The following is a 24025-nucleotide window of genomic DNA, read 5'->3' on the forward strand; positions in this document are numbered from 1 at the left end:
CTCTCGACGCTAGGTTTCCGCGGCGCCAAGATCGTGGTACCACGGGCGGCACTTCACCGCCGCTACTGGTACCCCGGTACCACCACCAGACCGAGCCGGTGCGCGGTGGTCGCGGCCTCGGTCCGGCTGGAGACGCTCAGCTTGGCCAGGATGTTGGACACGTGCACGCTCGCGGTCTTCGGGCTGATGAACAGCGCGCTGGCGATCTGACCGTTCGAGCGGCCCTCCGTGACCAGCGCCAGCACCTCCCGCTCGCGTCCGGTGAGGCGCGCCGACTGCTCGGCCGGGACCGTCGCGGACGGCGCCAGGCGCAACCGGGCGCGGCCGGCCAGCGCGCGCACGTCCGTCGCGGTGACCGACCCGAGATCGTCGGCCAGGCGCAGGCACTCCCGGGCGGTCTCGATCGCGGCGCCGGGATCCGGGCGCGGGCCCGAGCACTCGGCCTCGGCCAGCCGGAAGAGGCAGTAACAGAGCGGGTACGCCTCCTCGGCCGCCCGGGCGGCATCGACCGCTGCCCGCCAGGCCTCCCGCTCGCCCGCCCGCCGCCGGCGGGCATCCTCGGCCTCGGCCATCGCCCGGTAGGCGCGCATCGGCGGCGTGGTCGCGCCGGTCGTCGCCGCGACCGCTCGGATCGTCCCGGCTCGCGCCGACCCCGCCGGGTCGTGCTGCCCGGTCGCCGCGGCGTCGGCCTCCACGCGGGCGCCCAGCCAGGTCAGCGGCCAGACGAAGCGCGCGTTGAGCGCGGTCATCGGGCCCTCGAGACCGGACCGGATCAGGTCGCGGGCCTCGGCGTACCGGCCCTCGCCGCGGCTCTGTTCCGACCGGATGAAGATCATCGGTGCGGTGAGGCGCGCCTCGCCGCCGTGGCCGATGTGCCGGCGGGCATCCCGGACGTCCTGCACGGCGCCGGCCGCGTCGCCCTGCCACACCCGCAGCCCGCCCCGGATCAGCAGCAGCGTGTACGCGACGATGCCGGTGGGCTCGTCGGCGAGCGCCTCCGTGATCAGGTCGAGCGCCCGGCGCCACCGGCCGAGCCGGAACAGCGGCTCGGCCAGCATGCCGGTCAGCATGGCGGCCCAGGGCCGGGTGTGGCCGAGCCGGGCGGCCAGCTCGATCCCGGCCTCGGCATCCTCGGCGGCGGCCGCGTGCCGCCCCAGCGTCTCCAGGATGTCCGCGTAGTTGATGTGCCCGCGGAGCGCCACGTCGACGATGTCGTGCTTCTCGGCGAGGGCGATGCCCTCGCGCAGCGCGCCGAGCCCCACCTCGCCGTGCACGTATCCGGAGACGCTGCCCAGGGTGATCAAGGCGTCCGCCTGCTGGGCCGTCGCGCCGACCGCGGCCGCCGTGCGCGCCGCCTCGGTGGCCACGGCGCAGGCCTTCTCGGGCCGCCCGGCCCACCTGATCGAGGTGGCCAGCGACGCGAGCACCACGGCGCGGGTCACGGTGGCCGGCTCCGGCGGCAGCAGCGCCAGCGCCTCCCGCAACTGGGTGGCGGCCTCCTTCTCGCGACCCAGACCGCGCAGCATGAACGCGCGCCGTTCGATCATCTCGGCCCGTCGCTCGGGCCCGGCGCCGGTTCCGGTCGTGGCCAGGGCGCCGTCGACGATCGACAGTCCGCGGCCGGGATCGCCGGCCGCCCAGGCCGCCTCCGCCGACAGCAGGGTGAGCTGGATCCAGTCCACGCCCGCGACCGTTTCCGCGTCCGGGACCCGGGACCAGATCCGCAGTGCCCGCTCGAGGTGGCTTCCGGCCTCCGCCGACGCGTACGCCGACGCGGCCTGGCGGCCGGCGCGCACCGACGCGGCGAGCGCCCGGGGCAGGTCCAGCGCCGCGTACCAGTGGTGAGCGAGCGTCGCCGCCACGCCGCCGTCGTCGCCGGTGGGCTCCGCGGCGAGGGCGGCGCCGTACGCGGCGTGCAGCTGGACCCGTTCCCCGGGGAGCATGTCGTCGTAGATCGCGTCGCGGGTCAGCTCGTGGCGGAACGCGTACCCGTGCCCGGTGTCGTCGACGACCAGCAGGTGGTGCTCGACGGCCTCGCGCAGGGCGGCCCGCAGGTCGGCCTCGGCCATGCCGGCCACCGTCTCGAGCAGCCGGTGGCCGACGCGGGGCCCGGCCGCCGCGGCCGCCCGCAGAACGCGCTGGGCCGGCTCCGACACCGTCTCGGTGCGGGTCAGCAGCACGTCGCGCAGCGAGGGGGGCAGCTCGCCCGGGTCGGCGCCGCCGTCCACCGCGGCGACGATCTCCTCGACCAGGAAGGCGTTGCCCTGCGAGCGCTCGAACACCACGGTCGCGAACGCCTCCGGTGGGGGAGTCTCCCGGATGGCGTGCAGCTGGGCCACGACCTCGTCGCGGGTGAAGCGGCCGAGCCCGATGTGCTCGACGGACCGCACCCGCTCCCAGGCGGTCAGCAGCGGCCGCAGCGGATGGCGGCGGTGCAGCTCGTCCGAGCGGTACGTCAGCAGCAGCAGGACGCCGAGCTCGCGCAGGGTCCGGGCGAGGAACACCACGAGGTCGCGGGTGGACCGGTCGGCCCAGTGGAGATCCTCGATGATCAGCAGCAGCGGCTGCCGCGCGGCCAGCCGGGTGATCAGCCCGAGGACGTGCTCCAGCAGCTGGGCCGGCGAACCGTCGGCGGCGGATGCCCCGGCCACCGACGGGTCGAGCTCGGGCAGCAGCCGGGCGAGCTCCCGGCGGGCCGGGCCGAAACAGCGGTCGAGCTCGCGCTCCGGGGTGGCCCGGGTGATCGTGCGGAGGATGTCGACGAGGGGCGCGAGCGGGAGACCTTCGCCGCCGAGCTCGGCGCAGCCGCCGCCGAGCACGCGCAGCCCACGGTCGGCGGCGGCGCGGCTGATCTCGTCCACCAGCCGGGTCTTGCCGACGCCGGCCTCGCCGCCGAGCAGCACCACCGCGGGACTGCCGCCGGCGGCCCGATCGAGCAGGGCGAGCAGCCGGGCCAGCTCGGTGCGACGGCCGACGAGGACGGGGCTGACGACGTCACGACTCACCACACCAAGCTAGGGGCCGGCCGGGCGGGCCCCGATCGCCGAGACGACTGTGTCCGCAAATCGACATCGGTAACAGTCCGGCGAATCTGAGGTAGCCGGCCTAGGCGATTGTCCGGAACGGGACAGGACGGCGCCGGGCCGCGCCATTGCGTCTTTCCCGAAATTCTTCTATGTCGGTCGCCCCCGGTCTGAGGTACCTGGCGGAATGGTAAATACGGCGCTTGCCCAATATTCGGTGGGAGACCGATTCCGTAGCGTTTTCGGCATGCCACCGCCAATCCGGCGGGACTGCCGAAAGGACGCGCAGAAATGCTTCGAATCCCGTTCCGCAAGACGTTCGCCGTTGCCGCCGCCTTCGCCGGACTGCTGCTGGCCGCCCCCGGCGCGGCCCACGCCAACGGTCCCCAGGTCCGGCTGTCGCCGCTGTCCAACCCGTTCCTCTTCCTGGACGTGCAGGGCGGATCGCACGGCGACGGCGCCCCGATCATCCAGTGGACGCTCTCCGGCGACAACCAGCTCTTCACGATGCAGCCCTCGGGCAGCCATTTCGAGCTGGTCAACAAGGCGACCGGCAAATGCGTCACCACCGACCGCGTCGCCGGCCACCAGGTTTACCAGTGGGCCTGCAACGGGACCGACAACCAGCTCTGGGACACCTCGCTGGTCGCCAACAACCTCATTTCGTACTCGATCAAGAGCGTCGCCAGCGGCCTCTATCTCGAGGTGGCCGGCAACAGCGGCGCGCGCGGCGCGGCGATCGACACCTGGTACTGGAACGGCGGCCCGAACCAGTACTTCAACGGGGCCGGTTCCTGATCCGATGCGCGGAGCCGGCGCCCCTTCCGGGCGCCGGCTCGCCGCCGGCCGACGGCAAGGGTCAGCGCGTGATCCACGGATCGCGCCAGCCGCCGAAGCCGGCCACCAGATCGTCCGCGGCCGGCGGCCCCCACGACCCGGGCTGGTACGGGTTGACCGGCGGCGGGGAGTCGAGCAGCGGCTGCATGATCCGCCAGGTCTCCTCGACGCCGTCCTGCCGGGTGAAGCGCAGGCTGTTGCCGGCCATCGCGGCGGTGAGCAGCACCTCGTACGGGGTCGCGCCCTCGCCGCCCTCGTCGGCGAACTCCATGTCGAGGGTGACCTCCTCGGGACCGGGCGTGTCCGACCGGCGGGCCTCGAGCTGCAGGCGGATCCCGGTCGACGGATCGAGCTTGATGACCAGGTCGTTCTGCCCGGGGCGGCGGGAGCCGGGGAACTGCAGGCCGAGCCGCGGGGGACGCTTGAACACCAGGCGGAACTCGGTCTGGGTGGCCGGCAGAAGCTTGCCGGTGCGGATGAAGAACGGCACCCCGGACCAGCGCCAGTTGTCGATGTCGAGACGAAGGGCGGCGTACGTCTCGGTGGTCGAGCCCGCCTTGACGCCCGGAATCCCGAGATACCCGGTGAACTGGCCGCGCACGTAGTTCGCCGGGTCGGCCTCGTCGGTCGCCTGCCAGACGGCGACCTGAGCGTTCTTGATCGTGTCGGGATCGCGGCCGGCCGGCGCCTCCATCGCCCCCGCGGAGACGACCTGCATGAGGTGGTTGACCACGACGTCGCGCAGCGCGCCGACCGCGTCGTAGAAGTGCCCGCGGTCCGAGACCCCGAAGCTCTCGGCCATCGTGATCTGGACCGACTCGACGTAGTTGCGGTTCCAGATCGGCTCGAGCATCTGGTTCGCGAACCGGAAGTAGAGCAGCTCGTCCAGCCCCATCTTGCCGAGGAAGTGGTCGATCCGGTACAGCTGCGACTCCTGGAGGTGCTCGTGCATCTCCGCGGCGAGCGCCCGGGCCGACTCGCGGTCGTGGCCGAACGGCTTCTCCACCACGACCCGCCCCGCCCGGATCAGGCCGGCGCCGGCCAGGCCCTCGGTGACCCGGCCGAACAGGAACGGCGGGATCTCGAGGTAGAACACGGGGGTGGCGGCGTCGCCGATCGCCGCGCCCACCTTCCGGTAGGTGGCCTCGTCGCCGAAGTCGCCGTTCAGGTAGCTCATGCGCGCGGTGAGGCGCTGGAACACGCCGTCGTCGATCTTCTCGCCGGTCGCCTCGATCGCGGCGCGGGCGTGCTGGGCCAGGTCGTCCTGGCTCCAGTCGTCGACGGCCACCCCGACGATCGGGCAGGAGAGCAGCTCCCGCGCCTCGAGCCGGTACAGCGACCGGAAGGTCATCACCTTCGCCAGGTCGCCGGTGATGCCGAAAATGACCAGAACGTCCGCGGGGTTGCCTGACACGGGTCTACTCCTCACTCGGGATTGCTCCAGCCGATTCGCGGGGTGTCGACCGTCCCCGGGTCCAGCAGCGCCGCCGTGCGGTGCGCCGGGCGTACGTAGAAGTCCTCGGCCCAGGCGACGAACGCCTTCACCTCGGCGCCGGCGTTGGCCAGCAGCTGGGCGTGGACCCCGAGCCAGGCGGCGAACGCGAACCGCCCGTTCAGCTCGTGCCGGTGCGCGCCGAGCTCGGCGATCGCCGCCTTGCGGCCGATCATCGCCATGATTCCCTTGTCGTTGTAGTGGAACGACTGCCGGCCGCCGCCCTCCAGATCGGCGATGATGTTGCCGCCCGCCCAGTGGCCCGCCTGCTGGGCGACGCTGCCGAGCTGGGGGAGCGCCTCGCCGTCGGGGCCGGGAATGTTGGCGGCGTCGCCGAGCACGTACACCCCCGGGAATCCCTCCACCGTCAGGTCGGGCCGGACGTCGATGCGCCCGCCGCGGCCCTGGCCGAGCCCGGACCGGAACGCAAGCGGCGCGGCCATCTCGCCGCCGCCCCAGACCACGAGATGGGTCTTGATCGTCGTGCCGTCGCCCAGCGTGATCCGGTCCTCCTCGACCTTCGTCACCGAGACGCCCAGCCGCAGCTCGACGCCGCGGCGGTGCAGCTGCTTCACCGCGTAGGCGTGTGCCTCGTCGGAGAAGGCGCCGAGCACGGTGTGCCCGAGGTCGACCAGGATCACCCGGGCGCCGGCCGTGGCGAGCTGCGGATGGACGTGCGGCATCACGTTGTGGACCAGCTCGGCGACGGCGCCCGCGGTCTCCACCCCGGTCGGGCCGGCCCCGACGATCACGAACGTCAGCGTGCCGTCGTCGGCCCGCTCGGGCTTCTCGGCCGTGTCGCGGAACAGCTCCAGCAGCCGGCGCCGGACGCGCTCGGCGTCGTCGAGGCTGTACAGCGGCACGGCGTGCTCGTCGGCGCCGGGCGTGTGGAAGAAGTTGGGCTGGGCGCCGACGCCGAGAACCAGGGCGTCGGCCGCGAGGGTGGTGCCGTCGGCGAGGCCGACCGTCCGCGCGCCGGGATCGATCGAGACGACCTCGGCCGTACGCGTGTCGATGTGGTCGTGCCGCCGGAACATCGACGTCAGGTCGAACCGGATGTCCGCGGCGGCGAGCTCGGCCGTCGCGACCTGGTACAGCAGCGGCTGGAACTGGTGGTAGCCGGTGCGGTCGAGCAGTGTCACGTGCGCGCGGGGCTCGGTGGCCAGCCGCTTCGCGCACGCGATCCCGGCGAATCCGCCGCCCACGATGACGACCTCGGCAGTGCCGGGCATGCGATTCCCTCCCACGGCGTTCGGCCACCGCCGCCGCAGCGGGGGCCTGGTGGCGCCAGCCTCGCGCGCCGCGGCCCGGCGATGCCTCATCCGAGAGGGGTGAATGGGCCGCCCGGATTTCATCCCGCGGGAATGATGGCCGCCCGCCCGGCGCCGTGGACGGTGATGCGGTGACCACTATGGAACTCGCCGCGCCGGCGCAACTGTTGCCCGCGCGCGAGCAGATGGCGTTCACCCTGATGTTCCACATCATCCTGGTTCCGATGGGCGTCGCCCTGCCGGCGCTGATGCTCATCGCCAACTACAAGGGCCTCAAGCACGGCGACACGGCGGCGCTCAAGCTGGCTCGCCGCTGGTCGCACGCGGCCGCCCTGCTCTTCGCCGTGGGCGCGGCGTCGGGCACGGTCCTGTCGTTCGAGATGGGCCTGCTCTGGCCCGGGCTGACCGGCAGGTTCGGCGACGCCTTCGGCATCCCGTTCGCCGTGGAGGGCATCTCGTTCTTCCTCGAGGCGATCTTCGTCGCGATCTACATCTACGGGTGGCGCCGGCTCAAACCCTGGACGCACTTCTGGCTCGGCCTGCCGATCCCGTTCATCGCCCTGCTCGGCACGGTGTCGATCATCTCGGCCAACGCCTGGATGAACATGCCCGCGGGCTTCACGCTCGGCCCGGACGGCACGCCGGCCGACGTGGATCCGCTGGGCGTCATCTTCAACAAGGCCCTCCCGTACGAGCTCGGGCACTTCATCGTGGCGGCGTACATGGCGGCCGGGTTCACCGTGGCGTCGATCTACGCCGTGGGCTGGCTGCGCGGCCGGCGGGACCGCTACCACCGGCTGGGCTTCCTGATCCCGTTCACGGTCGCCGCGGTGCTCACGCCGGTGCAGTTCGTCGTCGGGGACACGGTGGCGCGGGCGGTGTTCCAGGACCAGCCGGCCAAGTTCGCGGCGATGGAAGTGGTCACCCAGTCCGGCACGAACCAGCCCGAGATCCTTTTCGGCCGGTACGACAGCGCGACCAACACGGTGTCCGGCGGGATCAGCATCCCGGGCCTCGACTCGTACCTGGCGGGCGGCAGCCGGGGGACCTTCGTCCAGGGGCTGTCCGACATCCCGGTCGCGAACCACCCGTCCAACGTGACCATCGTGCACTGGGCCTTCGACATCATGGTCGGCATCGCCAGCCTGCTGCTCCTGCTGGTCATCTGGTACGCGATCGCCTACTGGCGGCGACGCGAGGTGCCCTCCTCCCGGATCTTCCTGATCGCCGCGACCGCCGCCGGCTTCCTGACGTTCGTCGCGGTCGAGGCGGGCTGGATCGTCACCGAGGTCGGCCGGCAGCCGTGGATCGTCTACAACATCCTGCGTACCTCGGACGCCGTGACCGACACCGCGCCGGGCGGGCTCTGGATCACCTTCACCGTCGTGGTGGTGCTCTATCTCGTGCTGGGCGTCGGCACGGTCATGGTCCTGCGCGCCATGTCGCGGCGCTGGCGGCGGCAGGACGAGCCGCTGGACGAGACCGCGCCGTACGGGCCGCGGCCGGGCGTGTCACCACCGCCCGCCGGCGCCGAGGAGGTCGTCTCGTGACCACGGCCGAGGTCGTCGCCGCGTTGCTGCTGCTCGCCATCACCGTCTACGCCTGCACCGGAATCGCCGACTACGGGGCCGGCTTCTGGGACCTGACCGCCGGGGGCCGCGAGCGAGGCCGCCGGCCGCGGGAGCTGATCGACGCCGCGGTCACGCCGGTCTGGGAGGCCAACCACGTCTGGCTGATCTTCCTGCTGATCCTGAGCTGGACGGCCTTCGGGCCGGCGTTCGCGTCGATCACGACGACGCTGTTCGTGCCGCTGGCGCTGGCCCTGCTCGGCATCGTGCTGCGGGCGGCGAGCTTCGCCATGCGCAAGGACGCCGCCCGGGCCGGCGCCCGGCACGTGGCCGGCTACCTGTTCGGCGCCGGATCGGTGCTCACCCCGTTCTTCCTGGGCGCCAGCCTCGGCGGGCTGCTGACCGCGCGGGTGCCCGAGGGCAACGCCGCCGGCAACGAGCTGACCAGCTGGTTCAACCCGACGTCGCTGGCCACCGGCCTGCTCGTGCTGCTGACCGGCGCGTTCCTGTCGGCGGTGTACCTGGTGGCCGAGTCCCGCCGGCGCGGCGCGCCCGACCTCCAGGGCTACTTCCGGCGCCGGGCGCTGGTGGCCGGCGCCGGCGGCCTGGTCGCGGGCGCGATCGCCCTGGCCACGTTGCTCGCCGACGAGCGGACCATGTTCGACCGGGTGATCGGCCGGAGCTGGCCGCTGCTCCTCCTCGGCGTGCTGGCCCTCGCGGTCACGTTCTGGCTCGCCGCGCGCGGGGTCGACCGCGGGCTGCGGCTGGTTGCCGCGGCCGGGGTCGCGGCCCTGGTCGTGGCCTGGGGCATCGCCCAGTACCCGTACCTGCTGCCGTTCTCCGTGACGATCGACGACGCCGCCGGCTCCCCGCTCACGCTGAAGTGGGTCCTCGGCTGCGCGGTGGTGGCGCTGCTCACCGTCGGGCCGGCGCTCACCCTCCTCTATCTCCTCGACCAGCGGGACGCGGTGGGCGAGGACCCCACCACGTCCCGCGAGCCGTCAGCCGAGCCGCCCGGCCAGGTGATCGCCGACGCGTAGCGCGTTGGCGATGGCCGTGAGCGAGGGGTTCACGGCGCCGATGCTCGGGAAGAAGCTGGTGTCGACCACGTACAGGTTGTCCAGGTCGTGCGCCTTGCAGTCGGGGTCGAGCGCGGAGCTGCTGGGGTCGGCGCCGAACCGGACGGTGCCGGCCTGGTGCGCGGTCGCCCCGATCGGCATGCCCTTGTGCAGGTAGATGCTGTGGTCGACGAGGCGGTGCTCGTGCATGCCGAGGTGACCGAGCATGCCCTGGAGCTTGTGCCGCAACCGCTTGAGCCCCTCGATGTTGTTCGTCTCGTCGAGCGCTAGGGTGATGCGGCCGTCCCGGTCGAGGGTGACCCGGTTGTCCGGCTGCGGAAGATCCTCGCCGCAGAGCCAGAAGTCCACGGCGTGGTGGGCCATCACCTCGAACGGCATCTCGGGCGACAGTTTGCCGGCCACCCGGGGCGCGTTGGCCTTGATCTGCTCGGCGTCCGACTTGCCGAGCATCTGGATGCCGCCGAGCGGGTACTCCCAGTCCTCGGCGCCCAGGTACCAGTCGTGCAGGGCCAGCGTCTTCTGGAAGCGGGTCGGGTTCGGCTCCTTCGACACCGCCATCAGCGCGAGATTGTTGTGCCGCATGTAGTACCGGCCGACCACGCCGGAGCTGTTGGCCAGGCCGTCCGGATGCCGTTCGCTCGCCGAGCGCAGCAGCAGCGCGGCCGAGTTGACCGCGCCGCAGGCGACGACGACGATGTCGGCGCTCAGCCGGGCGGTCGTGCCGTCGCCGAGCTTCGTGACGACGGTGGTCACCGTCCGGCCGGTCGGGTCGGTCTCCAGCCTCTCGACGTACGCGTTGGTGATCATTTGAACGTTCGGGTGGGTCAACGCCGGCTCGACGCAGATGACCTGAGCGTCGGACTTGGCGTCGAGCAGGCAGGGGAAGCCGTCCACCCGGTCGCAGCGGATGCAGGCGCTGCCGTGCGTGGCGCCGCCCTCGTCGTCCTGGCTGAGGTTCACCCCGATCGGCAGGTGGAACGGGTGCAGCCCCTGCTTCTCGAGGTCGTCGCTGAGCTGCTGGATGCGCGCCTCGTGCCGGACCGGCGGGAACGCGTAGTCCGCGCTTGCCGGTCCCTCGGTCGGGTCCTCGCCGTGCCGCCCGTGCACCCGGTACAGATGCTCGGCCGCGGTGTAGTACGGCTCCAGATCCTCGTACCGGATCGGCCAGGCGGGCGAGATGCCGCCGTGGTGGCGCAGCTCGCCGAAGTCCTCCGGCCGCAGGCGGAAGAGTGCCGCGCCGTAGAACTTGGTGTTGCCGCCCACGTAGTAGTTGACCTCGGGCGGGAACTCGTGCCCGTGCTGGTCGAGCCAGAACTCGGGCGCGCGGTACTTGCCCTTGACGAAGACGGCGGTGGATTCCCAGTTGTCCCGCTCGCGCGGCAGATAGTCCCCGCGCTCGAGCAGAAGGACCTTCTTCCCGGTGTCGGCCAGCCGGTGTGCGAGCGTGCCCCCGCCGGCTCCGGTGCCGACCACGATGACGTCGACGTGCTGATCGTCGGCCACAAGTGCCCCCTGATGACGGTCGTCGGATGTCCACAACGTGGCACCTTCGATACCTGATCGGCTCATCTGCGCGGGATGAAGAGAACCAGGGTGCGGGGCTGCGACGCTGAAACGTCGTCGACCGTGGAGGGCAGACCTGATGATCGGGCACCGGGCGAAGAGCGTGCTGGCCGGCGGAGCAGTCGTGCTCGCCGGCCTGACCGCATGCGGCGGCGGGAACGCATCGCCGTCGGGGGCGACCAGCCCGGCGGCGTCCCTTCCGCCGGCTCAGGTCGTCGACCGCGCGCTGAGCGACGTCGAACGGTACTGGACCACCACCTATCCCACGATCGCCGACGGGAAGCCGTTCCAGCCGCTGCAGGGCGGCTTCCACCCCTACACGCAGAGCACGCCGCCGCCGGCCTGCGGTGGCGAGGAGGGTGTCTACCAGCCCAACGCGTTCTACTGCCCGGACGGCGACTTCATCGCCTGGGACGCCGAGAAGCTGATCCCGCAGCTGCAGACGCAGTTCGGCCAGTTGCTGGTGGCGCTGGTCATGGCCCACGAGTACGGGCACGCCGTCCAGCATCGGCTGGGGACGACGGATCAGCCCACGGTGGTCCTCGAGCAGCAGGCGGACTGCTTCGCCGGGTCCTGGCTCGCCGACGCGATGGCCGGCCATTCCGGCTCGTTCAAGGGCATCACGCCGGCGCAGATCGACGACGCGCTCGCCGGCATGCTGCAGCTGCGGGATCAACCGGGCACGTCGGCGGCGAACCCGGGGGCCCACGGCAACGCCTTCGACCGGATCCGGGCCCTGCAGGACGGCGTGGAGAACGGGGCCACCAAGTGCGCCGGCTACAGCACCGACAACCTCCCGATCACCGAGGTGCCGTTCACCCAGGACGCGGACGCCGCGACCGGCGGCAACCTGCCCTACGACGAGGCGGTCGACACCATCGTCAAGGACGCCGAGGCGTACTGGGCCAAGGCGTATTCGCAGCTCACCGGCCAGACGTGGAAACCACTGACGGTGCAGCCGTACGACCCGGCCTCGGCGCCGGCGTGCGCGAATCCCGACGCCATCGCCGGCGGGGCCGCCTTCTACTGCCCGGAGGGCGACTTCATCGCGTACGACGATCAAAAGCTGCGGGCGCTGTACGACGAATTCGGCGACAACGCGGTCGGGCTGCTGCTCGGCGACCTGTTCGCGCGGGCCGCCCAGCACCGCCGGGGCCAGTCGACCGACGGCAGCGCCGGCCAGCTCGCCGTCGACTGCCTCAACGGCTCCTGGACGAACAACCTGCTGCACGAGAAGAAGCTGTCGCCCGGCGACCTCGACGAGGCCGTCGCCGCGCTGCTCGCCCTCGGCCGGGCCACCGCCGGATCCGGGGCGACCGGGTTCGAGCGCATCGCCTCCTACCGCAACGGGGTGCTGAACGGGCTGTCCGCCTGCAAGTGAGGGTGCTCCGGTCGTGATCACATGCCCGCCGCCGCGAGGTGCGGCCGGGTCTCACGTGAGCTCGCTCGCCAGCCATCGCTGGGCCGCGTGGTAACCCTCGAGGCTCGACTCGCCGACCACGTCGGTCGCCTCGAAGACCCGGACGCCGTCCACCCGCTCGACCGTCCGGTTGCGGTGGAGCTGGCGCAGCACCGCCGGGTCGACGCCGGTCAGGTAGAGCCGCCCGCCCGCGTCGGCCAGCCGTTCCGCGTAGTCGGACAGGACGGCGAAGGCGGTCGAGCCGAGCATGGCCCGGCCCCGCAGCCGCAGCACCACGACCGGCCGCTCGGCCGGGCCGGGCTCGGGCAACCGGGCCTGCAGGGTGCGGGCGCCGGCGTAGAACAGGCTTCCGTACACGTCCAGCAGCACAACCTCGCGGGACGCCAGCCGCGGCGGCGCCGGATGCTCGACGAAGGCGCCGTCGCCGCGCGGCGTCAGCCGTACCACCCGCAGGTCCGCCGCCTCGCGGTTGAGCTGCATGAGCAGCGACAGGGCCACCCCGATCCCGACCGCGGCCGCGACCGGCAGGAACAGCGTGGCCAGGAAGGTCACGAACACCGCGACCCGCGAGATGGCGCCGGTACGCAGGATCGCCCGCACGTCGGCGGCCCGGAACGCGCCGATCGCCGCCATGATCAGCACCGCGGCCAGGGTCGACATCACCACGGCGCCGACCAGGCCGGAGAAGAGCAGGAGCAGCACCGCCATCCACAGGCCGGAGAAGATCGCGGCCCAGCGGTCGGCCGCGCCGGAGGCGACGTTCAACGCGGTGCGGCCGACCGAGCCGCCGACCGGCTGGCCGCGGAACAGCCCCGCGAGCAAGTTGCCCACTCCCTGCGCGAGGAAGTCGCGGTTCGGGTCCGATCGGGTCTTGTCCGGATTGGGCGCCGACTCGCTCACCCCGGCGCCCTGCACCAGGATCACGGCGGCGACCGCGAACGCCCCGGCGAGGAGGCTGAACGAGAAGTCCGCGAGGTGCGGCAGGCTCGGCGCCGGCAGGCCGCTCGGGATGCCGCCGGCGTCCCCGGCCACCGGTATCGAGTCGGCGTGAACGACGGCGACGACCACGCTGGGCACGATCAGCGCGACCAGTGTCGAGTACGCGGCGAACCGGGTGGGGCGCAGCGCCGCCAGCACCCCGAGGGCGAACAGCCCGGCCAGCAGGGCGCCGACGTTCACCCGGCCCAGGTGCAGCACCAGGTCCCACGCCTTGGCCAGGGCGAACGGGCCGCTCGCGGTGGCCCCAGCGAGATCCGGGAGCTGGCCCAGGACGATGTTGACCGCCACCCCGGACAGAAACCCGATCATGACCGAGTGCGGCACGAACCGGATGTAGCGGCCGAGCCGGGCCAGGCCGGCCACGACCATCAGCGCCCCGGCCATCAGGGTCAGCAGGAACAGCGCGCGCGGGCGGTCCGCGGCCGGCACGTCGGCCAGCGCCGAGCCGGCGGCGACGGCGGCGGCGCTGGTCGTGGTGATGACCATCAGCCGGGTGCTCGCCGTGAGCCCGCCGCCGATCGGGCCGAAGATGCTGGCGTACAGCCCGTAGACCGGGTTCACGCCGGCCAGCACGCTCGCCGCCATGCCGTCGGGGACGCCGCTGATCGCTCCCGGCAACCCGGCCACCAGATCCTTGCGGATGGTGTCCCGTGCCGGCGCCACCCGCCGCAACCAGCGCCTGGGCCGCCCGGCGATCGCCACGCCGTCATTGTCGGCGTGGCGCCGCGCGCCCGGCATCATCCGCTCGGGAGGAGACGGGCCGCCGGGATTTACGCAAGATTGAGCGCCATGCCCGCGAACACCGATGTCACCGGCCGGCCGGCAGTCGCCGCCCCGGCCCGGGCCGGCCTGGTGCTCTTCTCGCTGATCACGGTCGCGGCCGTCGCGAACCTGAACCTGTCGGTCGCCAACGTCGCCCTGCCCTCGATCGGCCGGGCCTTCGACTCCTCGCAGACCACGCTGGACCTGATCGCGGTCGGCTACTCGCTCGGCCTCGCCGCCTCCGTGCTCTACCTCGGCGCGGTCGGCGACCGCTACGGGCGCAAGCTGATGCTTCTGCTCGGCATGCTGCTCTCGATCCCCGCCTGCCTGCTGGCCGCCTACGCGCCCTCGGACGGGGTGCTGTTCGCGGCGCGGGTGCTCGGCGGCGTGTCGGCCGGCATGGCCTACCCGACGACCCTGGCCCTGATCACGGCGTTGTGGTCGGGGCCGGGGCGGACCAAATCGATCGCGCTGTGGTCGTCGATCGGCGGGGGAGTCGCCTCGCTCGGGCCGCTCGCCGCCGGCGCCCTGCTGCAGAACTTCTGGTGGGGATCGGTCTTCCTGATCACGCTGCCGCTCGCCGTACTGGCCCTGCTGCTCGCGTACTTCGCCGTGCCGGGACACGTCAACGAGACCTCGGAGCCGGTCGACAACCTCGGCGGCATCCTGTCGATCGTCCTGGTCGGGTCGGCGATCGTCGCGATCAACTTCGCGCCGGTGCCGAACAAGGGGACGCTCGCGATCGGCGCCGCCGCGATCGCGCTGGCCGCCCTGGCCGGCTTCGTCATCCGCCAGCGCCGGGCCCGGAACCCGCTCTACGACCTGCACATCGCCGGGCGCCGGGTGTTCTGGGTGGCGGCCTGCGCCGGGATCATCGTGTTCGGCTCGCTGATGGGCTCGGCGTTCGTCAGCCAGCAGTACCTGCAGAACGTGCTCGGCTACTCGACGCTGGAGGCGGGCGCCGCCTTCCTGCCCGCCGTCGTCTTCATGGTCCTCGTGGCCCCGCGGTCGGCCAAGCTCATCGAGACCCGGGGCGCCCGGTTCACCCTGCTCGTCGGCTACGTCTTCCTGCTTCTCGCGTTCGGCTGGATGCTGCTGCTGTGGAACGACGGCAGCTCGTACTGGCAGATCGGGGTCGCCTACGTCTTCATCGGGATCGGCGTCGGTTTCGCGGGCACGCCGGCCTCGCACTCGCTGACCGGCTCGGTGCCGGTGCAGCGCGCGGGCATGGCGTCGGGCACCGCCGACCTGCAGCGGGACCTCGGCGGCGCGGTCCTGCAGTCGATCTTCGGGGCACTGCTCTCGGCCGGGTATGCCACCGCCTTCGCCGCCACCGTCGCGGCCTCACCGGATCGGCAGCACATCTCCACCAGCATGGAGAACCAGCTCACCAAGTCGTTCTCGAGCGCCGCGGACGCCGCCCAGCAGTACCCGCAGTACTCCAGCCAGATCGTCGCCGCGGCCAAGTCGTCGTTCCTCGACGGCGCGGACTGGGCGTACACCGCGGGGATCAGCGCGATCCTGCTCGGCGCGCTGATCGTGTTCTTCCTCTTCCCCCGGAAGGAAGCCGAGGAGCGGCTGCTCGCCGAGTACCACGCCGAGGACACCGCGGCGTGACGCCCGCCCTCAGTCCGGCGGCGCGACGCAGCGGAAACCGATGTGGCTCATGCCGGTGTCGACCATGTGCGGCCGGCGGGCGGCCGGCCGGTAGCGCATGCAGTAGGAGTCCGCGCAGAGGAACGAGCCGCCCTTGATGACCTTGCGGGGGATCCGCACCTGGGGCTGCGCCGGGTCGAAGCTCTCCTCGGACCGCCCGCCGCGGGGGTCGCGGGGCAGGCAGCAGGACGAGAGGCCGGCCCAGCGGTCCTCGGTGTACCAGTCCTGGGTCCATTCCCAGACGTTGCCGGCCATGTCCGCGAGGCCGTAGCCGTTGGGCGGGAACGTGCCGACCGGCGTGGTGCGGCCGTATCCGCTCTCGGCCCGCCACGGGAAGTCGCCGTGCCAGTAGTTCGCCCGCCGCCGGCGCGCGGTCTCCGGATCGTTCCCCCAGGTGTAGGTGGCCGCGTCGAGGCCGCCCCGGGCCGCGTGCTCCCACTGCGCCTCGGTGGGCAACATGAGCCCGGCCCAGGACGCGTAGGCCTCGGCGTCCTCGTAGGCGACGTGCACCACCGGATGGTCGGCGCGGCCGTGGAGGTCGCTGCCCGGTCCCTCCGGATGGCGCCAGGACGCGCCCGGCGCCCACACCCACCACTGGCTCAGGTGACGCAGGTCGACCGGTCCCGGCGTGCCGACGAACACCATCGAGCCGGGCACCAGGTTCTCGGCCGGGGCGCCGGGGAAGACGGCCGGGTCCAGCGGCCGCTCGGCGACCGTCCGATGGCCGGTGGCGGCGACGAACGCGGCAAAGGCGGCGTTCGTCACCGTGGTCCGGCCCACCCGGAGATCGCCGACCTCGACCTTCCGGGCCGGCGCCTCCTCGGGGTAGTGGTCGTCGGAGCCCATCCGGAACGCGCCGCCGGGCACCAGGACCAGGTCGTCATCGTTCACGCGCTGGGCATCCCGGCCTGCAGCTTCGCCAGCACCTGCTCGAGGCTGAAGCTGGCGGGCGCCTGGCGGCGGGGGAACTCCCCGAGGCTCTGCAGCATGGTGAAGACGAACGACTGCATCGGCACGCAGAGCCACGCGTGGTCGAGGAGCCAGTCGTAGTACGTGTTCGAGGTGATGTCGGCCCGTTCGTACGGGTCGGTGCGCAGGTTGAATATCTTGGGCACGCGCAGCTCGGTGAAGGGCTCGGCCCACACCCGCAGGGTGCCCGGGGCGCGCTGCTCCAGGAAGACCATCTTCCAGTTGCCGTACCGCACGGCGGTCAGGTCGCCGTCGTCGGACACGTAGAAGAAGTGCTGGCGGGCGCTGACCGGGGACTCACCGGTCAGGTACGCGAGCTGGTCGTGGCCGTCGAGGTGGACGTGGAACCGGGTGCCGCCGAGGTCGACGCCGGCCCGGAGCTGCGCGGCGATGTCGGGTACGCCGGCCGCGGCGAGCAGGGTCGGGAACCAGTCGCTGTGGCTCATGATGTCGTTGAACACGGTGCCCGCGGCGATCCGCCCGGGCCAGCGCACGACCGAGGGCACCCGGTAGGCGCCTTCCCAGTTCGTGTTCTTCTCGCCGCGGAACGGGGTCATCCCGCCGTCCGGCCAGGTGTTCATGTGCGGCCCGTTGTCGGTCGAGTACGTGACGATCGTGTTGTCGGCGATGCCCAGCTCGTCGAGCAGCGCCAGCAGCTCACCGACGAGCTTGTCGTGGTCGATCATCGTGTCGTGGTAGTCGGACTGCCACCGTCCGGCCTGCCCCCGGCTCTCCGGCTTGACATGGGTGCGGAGGTGCATGTGGGTGGCGTTGAACCACACGAAGAACGGCTGCTCGGCGGCTGCCTTGTCGCGGATGAAGACGGAGGCGGCGGCGACGAACTCGTCGTCCACGGTCTCCATCCGCTTCTTGGTCAGCGGCCCGGTGTCCTCGATCCGCTGGGTGCCGTCCTTGCCCGCCCAGGAGTGGATGACGCCGCGCGGCCCGAACCGCTTGCGGAACTCGGGGAACTCCTCGGGCAGCGGGTAGTCCTCGAGCTCGGGCTCCTCCTCGGCGTTGAGGTGGTAGAGGTTGCCGAAGAACTCGTCGAAGCCGTGCACGGTCGGCAGATGCTCGTCGCGGTCGCCGAGGTGGTTCTTGCCGAACTGGCCGGTCGCGTAGCCGTGCGCCTTGAGCGCCGTCGCGATCGTCGGGTCCTCGGCCTGGATGCCCACGGTCGCGCCGGGCATGCCCACCTTGGTGAGGCCGGTACGGATCGGGTTCTGCCCGCAGATGAAGGCGGCCCGCCCGGCCGTGCAGCTCTGCTCGCCGTAGTAGTCGGTGAACCGGGCGCCCTCCGCCGCGATCCGGTCGATGTTCGGCGTCCGGTACCCCATCAACCCGTCGCTGTAGCAGCTCAGGTTGGAGATTCCGATGTCATCGCCCCAGATGACCAGAATGTTGGGCCGGTCCGTCGGCATCGCTGACCTCCGCGTCGCGTCGTGTCCTTGCCGCCGAGTCAAGCGGCGCCGCCACCCGGTCGCCTCATCCCGCGCGGGTGAGGCACCGGCCGGGCCGGATGGCCGATGGTCGGTGGATGACGAACGACGAGCTGGCCGGCTGGCGGGACGGGAACGCCCGGAGCGCGATCCTGGATTTCGTCCGGCGGGCGGTGGCGGAGGTGCCGGTCGAGGAGCGGGTGGCCGTCTTCGACAACGACGGGACGCTGTGGTGCGAGAAGCCGATGCCGATCCAGCTGGACTTCATCCTGCGCCGGCTGGCCGGGATGGCCGAGGCCGACCCGGCTCTCCGCGACCGCCAGCCGTGGCGGGCCGCGTACGAGCGGGATTACGGCTGGCTCGCCGCCGTCCTGGACGAGCATTACGCCGGCGACGATCGCAATGTACGGGTCCTCGCGGCGGGCATTCTCGCGGCGTACGAGGGAATCACTGTCGAGGATTTCGAGGTGCGGTCCGAGCGGTTCCTCCGCGAGGTCCGGCACCCGACGCTCGGCCGCGAGTATCTCCGTTGCACCTACGCGCCGATGATCGGCCTGCTCGATCATCTCGCCGCCAACGGCTTCACCAGCTACATCGCGTCCGGCGGCGGCCGGGACTTCATGCGGCCGATCAGCTACGAGGCGTACGGCATCCCGCGCGAGCGAGTGATCGGCAGCACCGCGGCGCTCGAGTATCGAAGCGACGAGAGCGGCGGCACGATCGTCCACCGGGCCGAGGCCGACTACCTGGACGACGGCCCGGAGAAGCCGATCCGGATCTGGAGCCGCACCGGCCGCCGCCCGCTGCTCGCCGCGGGCAACTCCAACGGCGACATCGCCATGCTCAACTTCGCCCAGCGGGCCGGCCGGCCGTCGCTGCGACTGCTCGTCAAGCACGACGACGCCGAGCGGGAGTTCGACTACGTCGCCGGCTCCGAGGAGGCGCTGAAGGAGGCGGAGCGGCAGAGCTGGACAGTGGTCAGCGTCCGCGACGATTGGGAGACCGTCTTCTGATCAGGCCGTTTCTGATCAGGCCCAGCCTTTGCGGGCGGCGTGCCAGCCGAGCTGCACCCGGGTGCCGACGCCGGCGCGCGCCATGAGCTGATGGATGCGGCGCTGCACCGTGCGCAGCGACAGCCCGAGCTTGCCGGCGACGGCCTGGTCGGTCAGCCCGCTGAGCAGCAGCGCCAGGATGCGCTGGTCGACCTCGTCGATCTCGGCGCCGGTGCCGGGCAGCAGCGGATAGCCGCGTTCCCAGAGCACGTCGTAGAAGGCGAGCATCGCGTCGAGCAGCCCGCTCGGGTGGATGAGCACCGAGGCGGCGGCGGTGTGCTGGTTGTGCCGCAGCGGCAGCATCGCCACCTCGCGGTCGACGATGACGGCCTTGACCGGCACCCGGTCGACCACCCGGATCTCCTGCCCGGCGGCGGCGCTGGCGACCACGTCGTCGACCACGCCCGGGGCGTCCAGCACCCGGCGGTCGATGATCGCCCGGTAGCGGACGCCGCGGCGCAGGCACTCCTCGCCCGCGGCGTTCTCCCGGTGCGGCACCACCGACAGATGCGGCACCACGAGGGACAGCACCTCCTCGCGGGCCGCCTCCTGGAGCTGGGCGAACCGGTGCCGTACCGCGCCGACGTCGGTGATCACCTCGATGACGTCGGCCGCCGTCCGCCCGGCGCTCGCCGACCGATAGGTCTCGGCCAGCGCCGCGATGGCCAGCTCCGCCGCGCGCAGGTCGTCGTGCCTGCTGCGCAGCAGGCCGGCCAGGGCGATCGCGGGCGGCGCCGGGGCGAACCGCACGGGTTCGTCCCCGGCCGCCGGCGTCTGGGCGGTGGCCAGGCCGCGCCCGACCAGCCCGGCCAGCGAGTCGATGAGCTCGGCCCGGGTGAGGCCGGCCTCGCCGAGCAGCTCGTCCACGGTGGCGACGCCGCACGCGACGAGCAGGCGATAGGCCTGCTCCTCGGCGGGATCGAGGCCCAGGGCGGCGAGCATGCTCCGAGGGTACGAGCGGAGGCCGCGCCCGCCAAACCTCATCGCAGGCCGTACGCCCGGATCACCTCCTGCGTGACCGCGTTGCCCCGGCTGTCCCAGGCCCGCGCCTTCAGCGACACGTACCCGTGCCGCGGCGCCGTGAAGGTCGCCGTGCCACCGGCCACCGCCGCCGGGCGCCAGGTGACGCCGTCGTCGAAGGAGACCGAGAGCGTCGCCCCGGCGATCCGCCCGGCCCCGACCGCGCCCGGCAGGTGGACGGCGCTCAGCCCGATCGACTGCCGGCCGCCCGGCACGTCGCCGGCCAGGTCGGCGCCGACGCGGTAGTCCAGCTGGAGGACGGGCATCAGCTCGACCTTGCCCGGCGCCGCCGGCAGCGACTTGACGGTCCAGACGGTGTGCGTGCGCGGCGACAGGCGGAAGACGGCCGGGTCGCGGCTCGCGACCAGATCCAGGGTGTACGTCGCCGGGCCGGCCGGGATCGGGTACAGCGACGCCGAGGCCCACTCGGACGTGCTCACGAGCCTGCCGTCCTCGTACACCTTCATCTGCTTGGTGTCACCGTCCTGGATGTACCCGGCGTGCCCCGCGCCGCCGTCCGCCCACGGCTGCACGTTGATCGCGATGGAGAGGTCGTCGCGGGTGGACGACCAGAAACCGCCGCCGTCACGCGGCCGGACCACCGGGCCGAACCAGTCGTCGACCGTGCGGGCGCCGCGCCGCAGGGCGTGCACGTCGGCGCTGGACACCAGGTTCAGGCCGGGGCCGGTCACCGCGCTCTCGGCCCACTCGGTGCCGGGCTGGGCCGACGTGTAGTCGACCCGGGTGCCGGGCATCGTGGCCCGCAGCATCGCGCCGAGGCCGTACGTGCGGTACGGCCGGTAGTCCCACCGGAACTCGCCGCTCGGGTAGCGGGTGTGCCCGTCGATGCCGTGGAACCGCATGTCGACGGTCGACAGGTCGGCCGGCCGCGGGCGGTACGCGAGATTTTGCGGGATCCGGCCGGGGTGCGGGTCGACCAGGTCGTAGACGTACGGCGAGTCGGGCGTCCCGGCCACGGTCAGGCGCAACCGGCCTTGCCGCGCCCGCGGAACCAGCGTCGCGCCCTCGCGAGCGGTCACCGACACGACCGGAACGGCGCTGTAGCCGCCCTCGTCGGTGCCCACGTAGTCGGGGAGCTTGCCCGGCCCGTCGTTGACCACGACCAGCAGCCTCGCCCCGGCCGCCGCCGCGTTCTGGGCGCGCTGGGCGCCGGTCAGCGCGTCCGACCGGGTCACGAGCACGGCCCGCCCGGTTGCCTGGATCGTGGCGTAGTCGTCCGGTGTTCCGGCGCCGGCGTAGACCGCGCCGAGCTCGGCGTGCCCGTCGAAGAGCGCGGATCCGGCGAGACCCAGGGCCATCAGCTGCCGGCCGCGGTCGGCCACGGTGAGCAGCGGGTACGCCTTGCGCCAGCGCGCCTCGAACTCGAAGGCGCCGGTCTTGACCGGGGCGGTCGGCAGCGCGTACATGGTGTCGTAGACGGCGGGCAGCATGTACTGGCTCGCGATCACGCTGTCGGCGCCGAAGGAGCGGTACCAGTCGAGGTACAGCATGCGGTCCTCGGTGGTGCGCGGCACCTGGGCGGTGACCTCGCGTGCCTGCCGGGCGTCGAGCACCAGCGACTGGCTGTGGTCGAGCACGACCTCGGGCGCGCCGAGCAGGGCCAGGCCCTCGGAGTCCGGTCCGTGGCTGCCGGCCACGTCGGCGTACGACACCACGCTGTACGTGCCGCCGCGCAACCGCAGATCGGCGGTGCCCTCGACGTAGACGTACGCCGGGTCGGTGACGCCGGCCTGCTGGATCTCGACGTATCCGGACACCGGCGCGCCGGCCCGGTCCTTCACGTCGAGGTGCAGGTTGTACCGCTCGTCCTCGCGGTAGAGCCCGACCTGGGTGCGAACCGCGGCGCCGGTCGCCCGGTCGGTGGCGACGATCTGGCCGAGGTACCGGCGTCCAGCGGCGGCGAGGTCGGGCCGGGCGGTCGCGGTGACCGCCGCCGTCCCGTGCGCCGGCACCGTCACCGAAGCGGCCGAGAGGCCGAACATGCCGTCGGGGGCGGGCTGTCCGGCGTCCGCCTGCGGGTCGGTGTCGTACGGGCCGCCGGCCACCGCCACCGTCTCCCGCAGATCGAGGGTGACCGGCGCCGCGCCGTCGTTGGCGTACGTGACCGTCTTCTCGGCCGTCGTGCCGTCCCCGTGCGGCCACGCGTCGAAGCCGAGGTAGGCCGAGCCGGTCGCGCTGATCGTCGCGTGCAGCTCGGCGCCGACGTCGACCCGGCCCGCGCCGGTCTGGTAGGCGGTGGCGGACAGCGCCTTGGAGCGGCTCATCAGCGCGTCCTTGAGCTGGGCCGCCTTCCACTGCGGGTGCTGCTCGGCGAGCAGCGCGGCGGCCCCGGCCACGTGCGGCGTCGCCATCGACGTGCCGCTCATGGTCTCGTACCAGCCGGAGTCCTGGTTGCCGCCCGCCTTGGCGGCCAGGATGTCGACGCCGGGCGCGGCGATGTCCGGTTTCAGGGCGTAGTCGCCGATGCGGGGGCCCATCGACGAGAAGTACGCCAGCTGATCATCGGAATCGACCGCGGCGACGGTGAGCGCAGCGTCCGCCGCGCCCGGCGCCGAGATGGTGGCCTCGTTGCCGGCGTTCCCCGCCGCGACGACGAACAGCGCGCCGGTCTGCTCGGTCAGCCGGTTCACGGCCTGACTGAGCGGGTCGCTGCCGTCGCTCGGGGACGAGCCGCCGAGGCTCATGCTGATCACGCGGGCGCCCTGGCCGGCCGCCCACTCCATGCCCGCGATGATCCACGAGTCCTCGCCGAACCCGGCGTCGGAGAGAACCTTGCCGACCAGCAGGTCGGCGCCCGGCGCCACGCCACGCTCGGCGCCGCCCGAGGCGCTGCCGCTGCCGCCGACGGTGGACAGCGTGTGCGTGCCGTGGCCGTTGCCGTCGCGGGCGGTCTCGCCCGGCACGAAGCTGACCGCCTTGCTGACCCGGCCCGCGAGGTCGGGATGGTCGAGGTCGGCGCCGGTGTCGAGCACGGCGACCTTGACCCCGGCGCCGTCGATGCCGGCCGCCCACGCGGCCGGGGCGCCGATCTGGGCCGTGCTCTGCGCGAGGTCGGCGTGCTTGCGGGCGTCGAGCCACACCTTGGCGGGCTTCGCGGGTTTTCCGACCAATGCGGTCCACGCCTGGCGGGTGCGGTCCTTGGCGACCCGCACGGCCCGGCCGTGGATGCTCGGCAGCGCGCGGACCGGGCTGGCCCCGGCCGGGACGGCCGGCAGGGCGGCCGCGGCGGGCGAGGACAGGATCAGCGGCACGCCGTCGCTGTGCGCGTCGTCGTAGCCCTGCTCGATCAGCGATGTCACGTCGAACAGCCGGCGGTCGACCCGGTCGGCGGCCAGGTACGGCAGGGCCTCGTCGGGCAGGACGTAGAGGTCCTTGCCGATCGTCTCGGCCCGGACCCCGCCGCGAGCGCCGTGCGGGCGGGTGACGTCGACGGTGTGCTTGCCGCCGCCGGCGTCGGACACGCGCACGACGTCGCCGGTCACCAGCGTGACGGTGTGGGCGCTGCCCGGGGTGGCCCGGGCGGCGGGGGTGACCGGGGCGGCGGACGTGGCCGCCGCGGGCCGGGCCGGGACGGCGGCGCCGGAGAGCAGGAGCACGGCGACGACGCCGGCCGCACGCTGGGCGAGATTCATGGCAACGGTCTACCGGCCGGTGTCCCCGTTCCGGAATGCTCCGGGCCTGGCGAGGACATGCCTTGGCGGCGACCCGCCGCGGCCCGGTCAGGAACCGAGCACCAGCAGCGCCCGCAGGAACATCAGCAGGAGTGCGCCGACCGCCACCACGACGACGACGGCGGCGAAGAACGGCCACACGGGCGGCTTGGACATCAGCCCACTGAACCAGCCCGGCGGCGA

General features: G+C 72.7%; 15 protein-coding genes. 6 read left to right on the forward strand and 9 right to left on the reverse strand.

What is annotated here, in order from left to right:
- Positions 1–62: 62 nt before the first annotated feature.
- Complete coding sequence (locus tag ACZ6TB_RS41525) at positions 63–3005, reverse strand: helix-turn-helix transcriptional regulator (RefSeq protein ID WP_465564945.1); 2943 nt, start codon at positions 3003–3005, stop codon at positions 63–65.
- 309 nt (positions 3006–3314) lie between these two features.
- Between ACZ6TB_RS41525 and ACZ6TB_RS41530 the strand changes: the two genes are divergently transcribed.
- Entirely contained in the window at positions 3315–3821 is a 507-nt protein-coding gene (locus ACZ6TB_RS41530) for an RICIN domain-containing protein (protein ID WP_465564947.1), read from the forward strand.
- Positions 3822–3882: 61 nt separating this feature from the next.
- Here the strand turns inward: ACZ6TB_RS41530 and zwf are convergent, their stop codons facing one another.
- Both zwf and ACZ6TB_RS41540 read right to left on the reverse strand, forming a co-directional pair.
- Positions 3883–5274, reverse strand: coding sequence for a glucose-6-phosphate dehydrogenase (zwf, locus tag ACZ6TB_RS41535; protein ID WP_465564949.1), 1392 nt, complete (start codon positions 5272–5274; stop codon positions 3883–3885).
- 11 nt (positions 5275–5285) lie between these two features.
- Positions 5286–6584, reverse strand: a complete 1299-nt coding sequence (locus ACZ6TB_RS41540) for an NAD(P)/FAD-dependent oxidoreductase (RefSeq protein ID WP_465564953.1) — start codon at positions 6582–6584, stop codon at positions 5286–5288.
- Between the two features lie 179 nt (positions 6585–6763).
- On the opposite strand from ACZ6TB_RS41540, the gene ACZ6TB_RS41545 reads away from it, so the two are divergent.
- On the forward strand, positions 6764–8173 hold the full coding sequence (locus ACZ6TB_RS41545) for a cytochrome ubiquinol oxidase subunit I (RefSeq protein ID WP_465565157.1): 1410 nt from the start codon (positions 6764–6766) through the stop codon (positions 8171–8173).
- Positions 8170–9231 carry a cytochrome d ubiquinol oxidase subunit II gene (locus tag ACZ6TB_RS41550; RefSeq protein WP_465564956.1) on the forward strand — a complete coding sequence of 354 codons (1062 nt, stop codon included), beginning with the start codon at positions 8170–8172 and terminating at the stop codon, positions 9229–9231. The genes ACZ6TB_RS41545 and ACZ6TB_RS41550 overlap by 4 nt, the downstream gene beginning before the upstream one ends.
- Here the strand turns inward: ACZ6TB_RS41550 and ACZ6TB_RS41555 are convergent.
- Positions 9193–10773 carry a GMC oxidoreductase gene (locus tag ACZ6TB_RS41555; protein ID WP_465564958.1) on the reverse strand — a complete coding sequence of 527 codons (1581 nt, stop codon included), beginning with the start codon at positions 10771–10773 and terminating at the stop codon, positions 9193–9195. The genes ACZ6TB_RS41550 and ACZ6TB_RS41555 overlap by 39 nt on opposite strands.
- Before the next feature lie 139 nt (positions 10774–10912).
- Here ACZ6TB_RS41555 and ACZ6TB_RS41560 point away from each other — a divergent pair, with 139 nt between their 5' ends.
- The gene (locus tag ACZ6TB_RS41560) at positions 10913–12214 is read left to right on the forward strand and encodes a neutral zinc metallopeptidase (protein WP_465564960.1); all 1302 of its coding nucleotides are present in this window, start codon (positions 10913–10915) and stop codon (positions 12212–12214) included.
- Between the two features lie 51 nt (positions 12215–12265).
- Here ACZ6TB_RS41560 and ACZ6TB_RS41565 read toward each other — a convergent pair whose 3' ends face one another.
- Positions 12266–13954 (reverse strand): SulP family inorganic anion transporter, encoded by a 1689-nt coding sequence (locus tag ACZ6TB_RS41565; RefSeq protein WP_465564963.1) that lies wholly within the window; start codon positions 13952–13954, stop codon positions 12266–12268.
- Between the two features lie 87 nt (positions 13955–14041).
- Here ACZ6TB_RS41565 and ACZ6TB_RS41570 point away from each other — a divergent pair, with 87 nt between their 5' ends.
- Entirely contained in the window at positions 14042–15631 is a 1590-nt protein-coding gene (locus ACZ6TB_RS41570; protein WP_465564965.1) for an MFS transporter, read from the forward strand.
- A gap of 9 nt (positions 15632–15640) precedes the next feature.
- Here the strand turns inward: ACZ6TB_RS41570 and ACZ6TB_RS41575 are convergent, their stop codons facing one another.
- Positions 15641–16516 (reverse strand): formylglycine-generating enzyme family protein, encoded by an 876-nt coding sequence (locus tag ACZ6TB_RS41575; protein WP_465565160.1) that lies wholly within the window; start codon positions 16514–16516, stop codon positions 15641–15643.
- 41 nt (positions 16517–16557) lie between these two features.
- Positions 16558–18060, reverse strand: a complete 1503-nt coding sequence (locus ACZ6TB_RS41580) for an arylsulfatase (protein WP_465564968.1) — start codon at positions 18058–18060, stop codon at positions 16558–16560.
- A 116-nt stretch (positions 18061–18176) separates the two neighbouring features.
- Between ACZ6TB_RS41580 and ACZ6TB_RS41585 the strand changes: the two genes are divergently transcribed.
- A complete protein-coding gene (locus ACZ6TB_RS41585) occupies positions 18177–19091 on the forward strand; it encodes an HAD family hydrolase (protein WP_465564970.1) in 915 nt (304 codons plus the stop codon).
- Between the two features lie 15 nt (positions 19092–19106).
- Here ACZ6TB_RS41585 and ACZ6TB_RS41590 read toward each other — a convergent pair whose 3' ends face one another.
- Both ACZ6TB_RS41590 and ACZ6TB_RS41595 read right to left on the reverse strand, forming a co-directional pair.
- Positions 19107–20072 (reverse strand): helix-turn-helix domain-containing protein, encoded by a 966-nt coding sequence (locus ACZ6TB_RS41590; RefSeq protein ID WP_465564973.1) that lies wholly within the window; start codon positions 20070–20072, stop codon positions 19107–19109.
- 38 nt (positions 20073–20110) lie between these two features.
- Positions 20111–23803, reverse strand: coding sequence for a S8 family peptidase (locus ACZ6TB_RS41595; RefSeq protein ID WP_465564975.1), 3693 nt, complete (start codon positions 23801–23803; stop codon positions 20111–20113).
- Positions 23804–24025: the final 222 nt, after the last annotated feature.

It is taken from the genome of Actinoplanes sp. NPDC051537 (genome assembly GCF_055586105.1).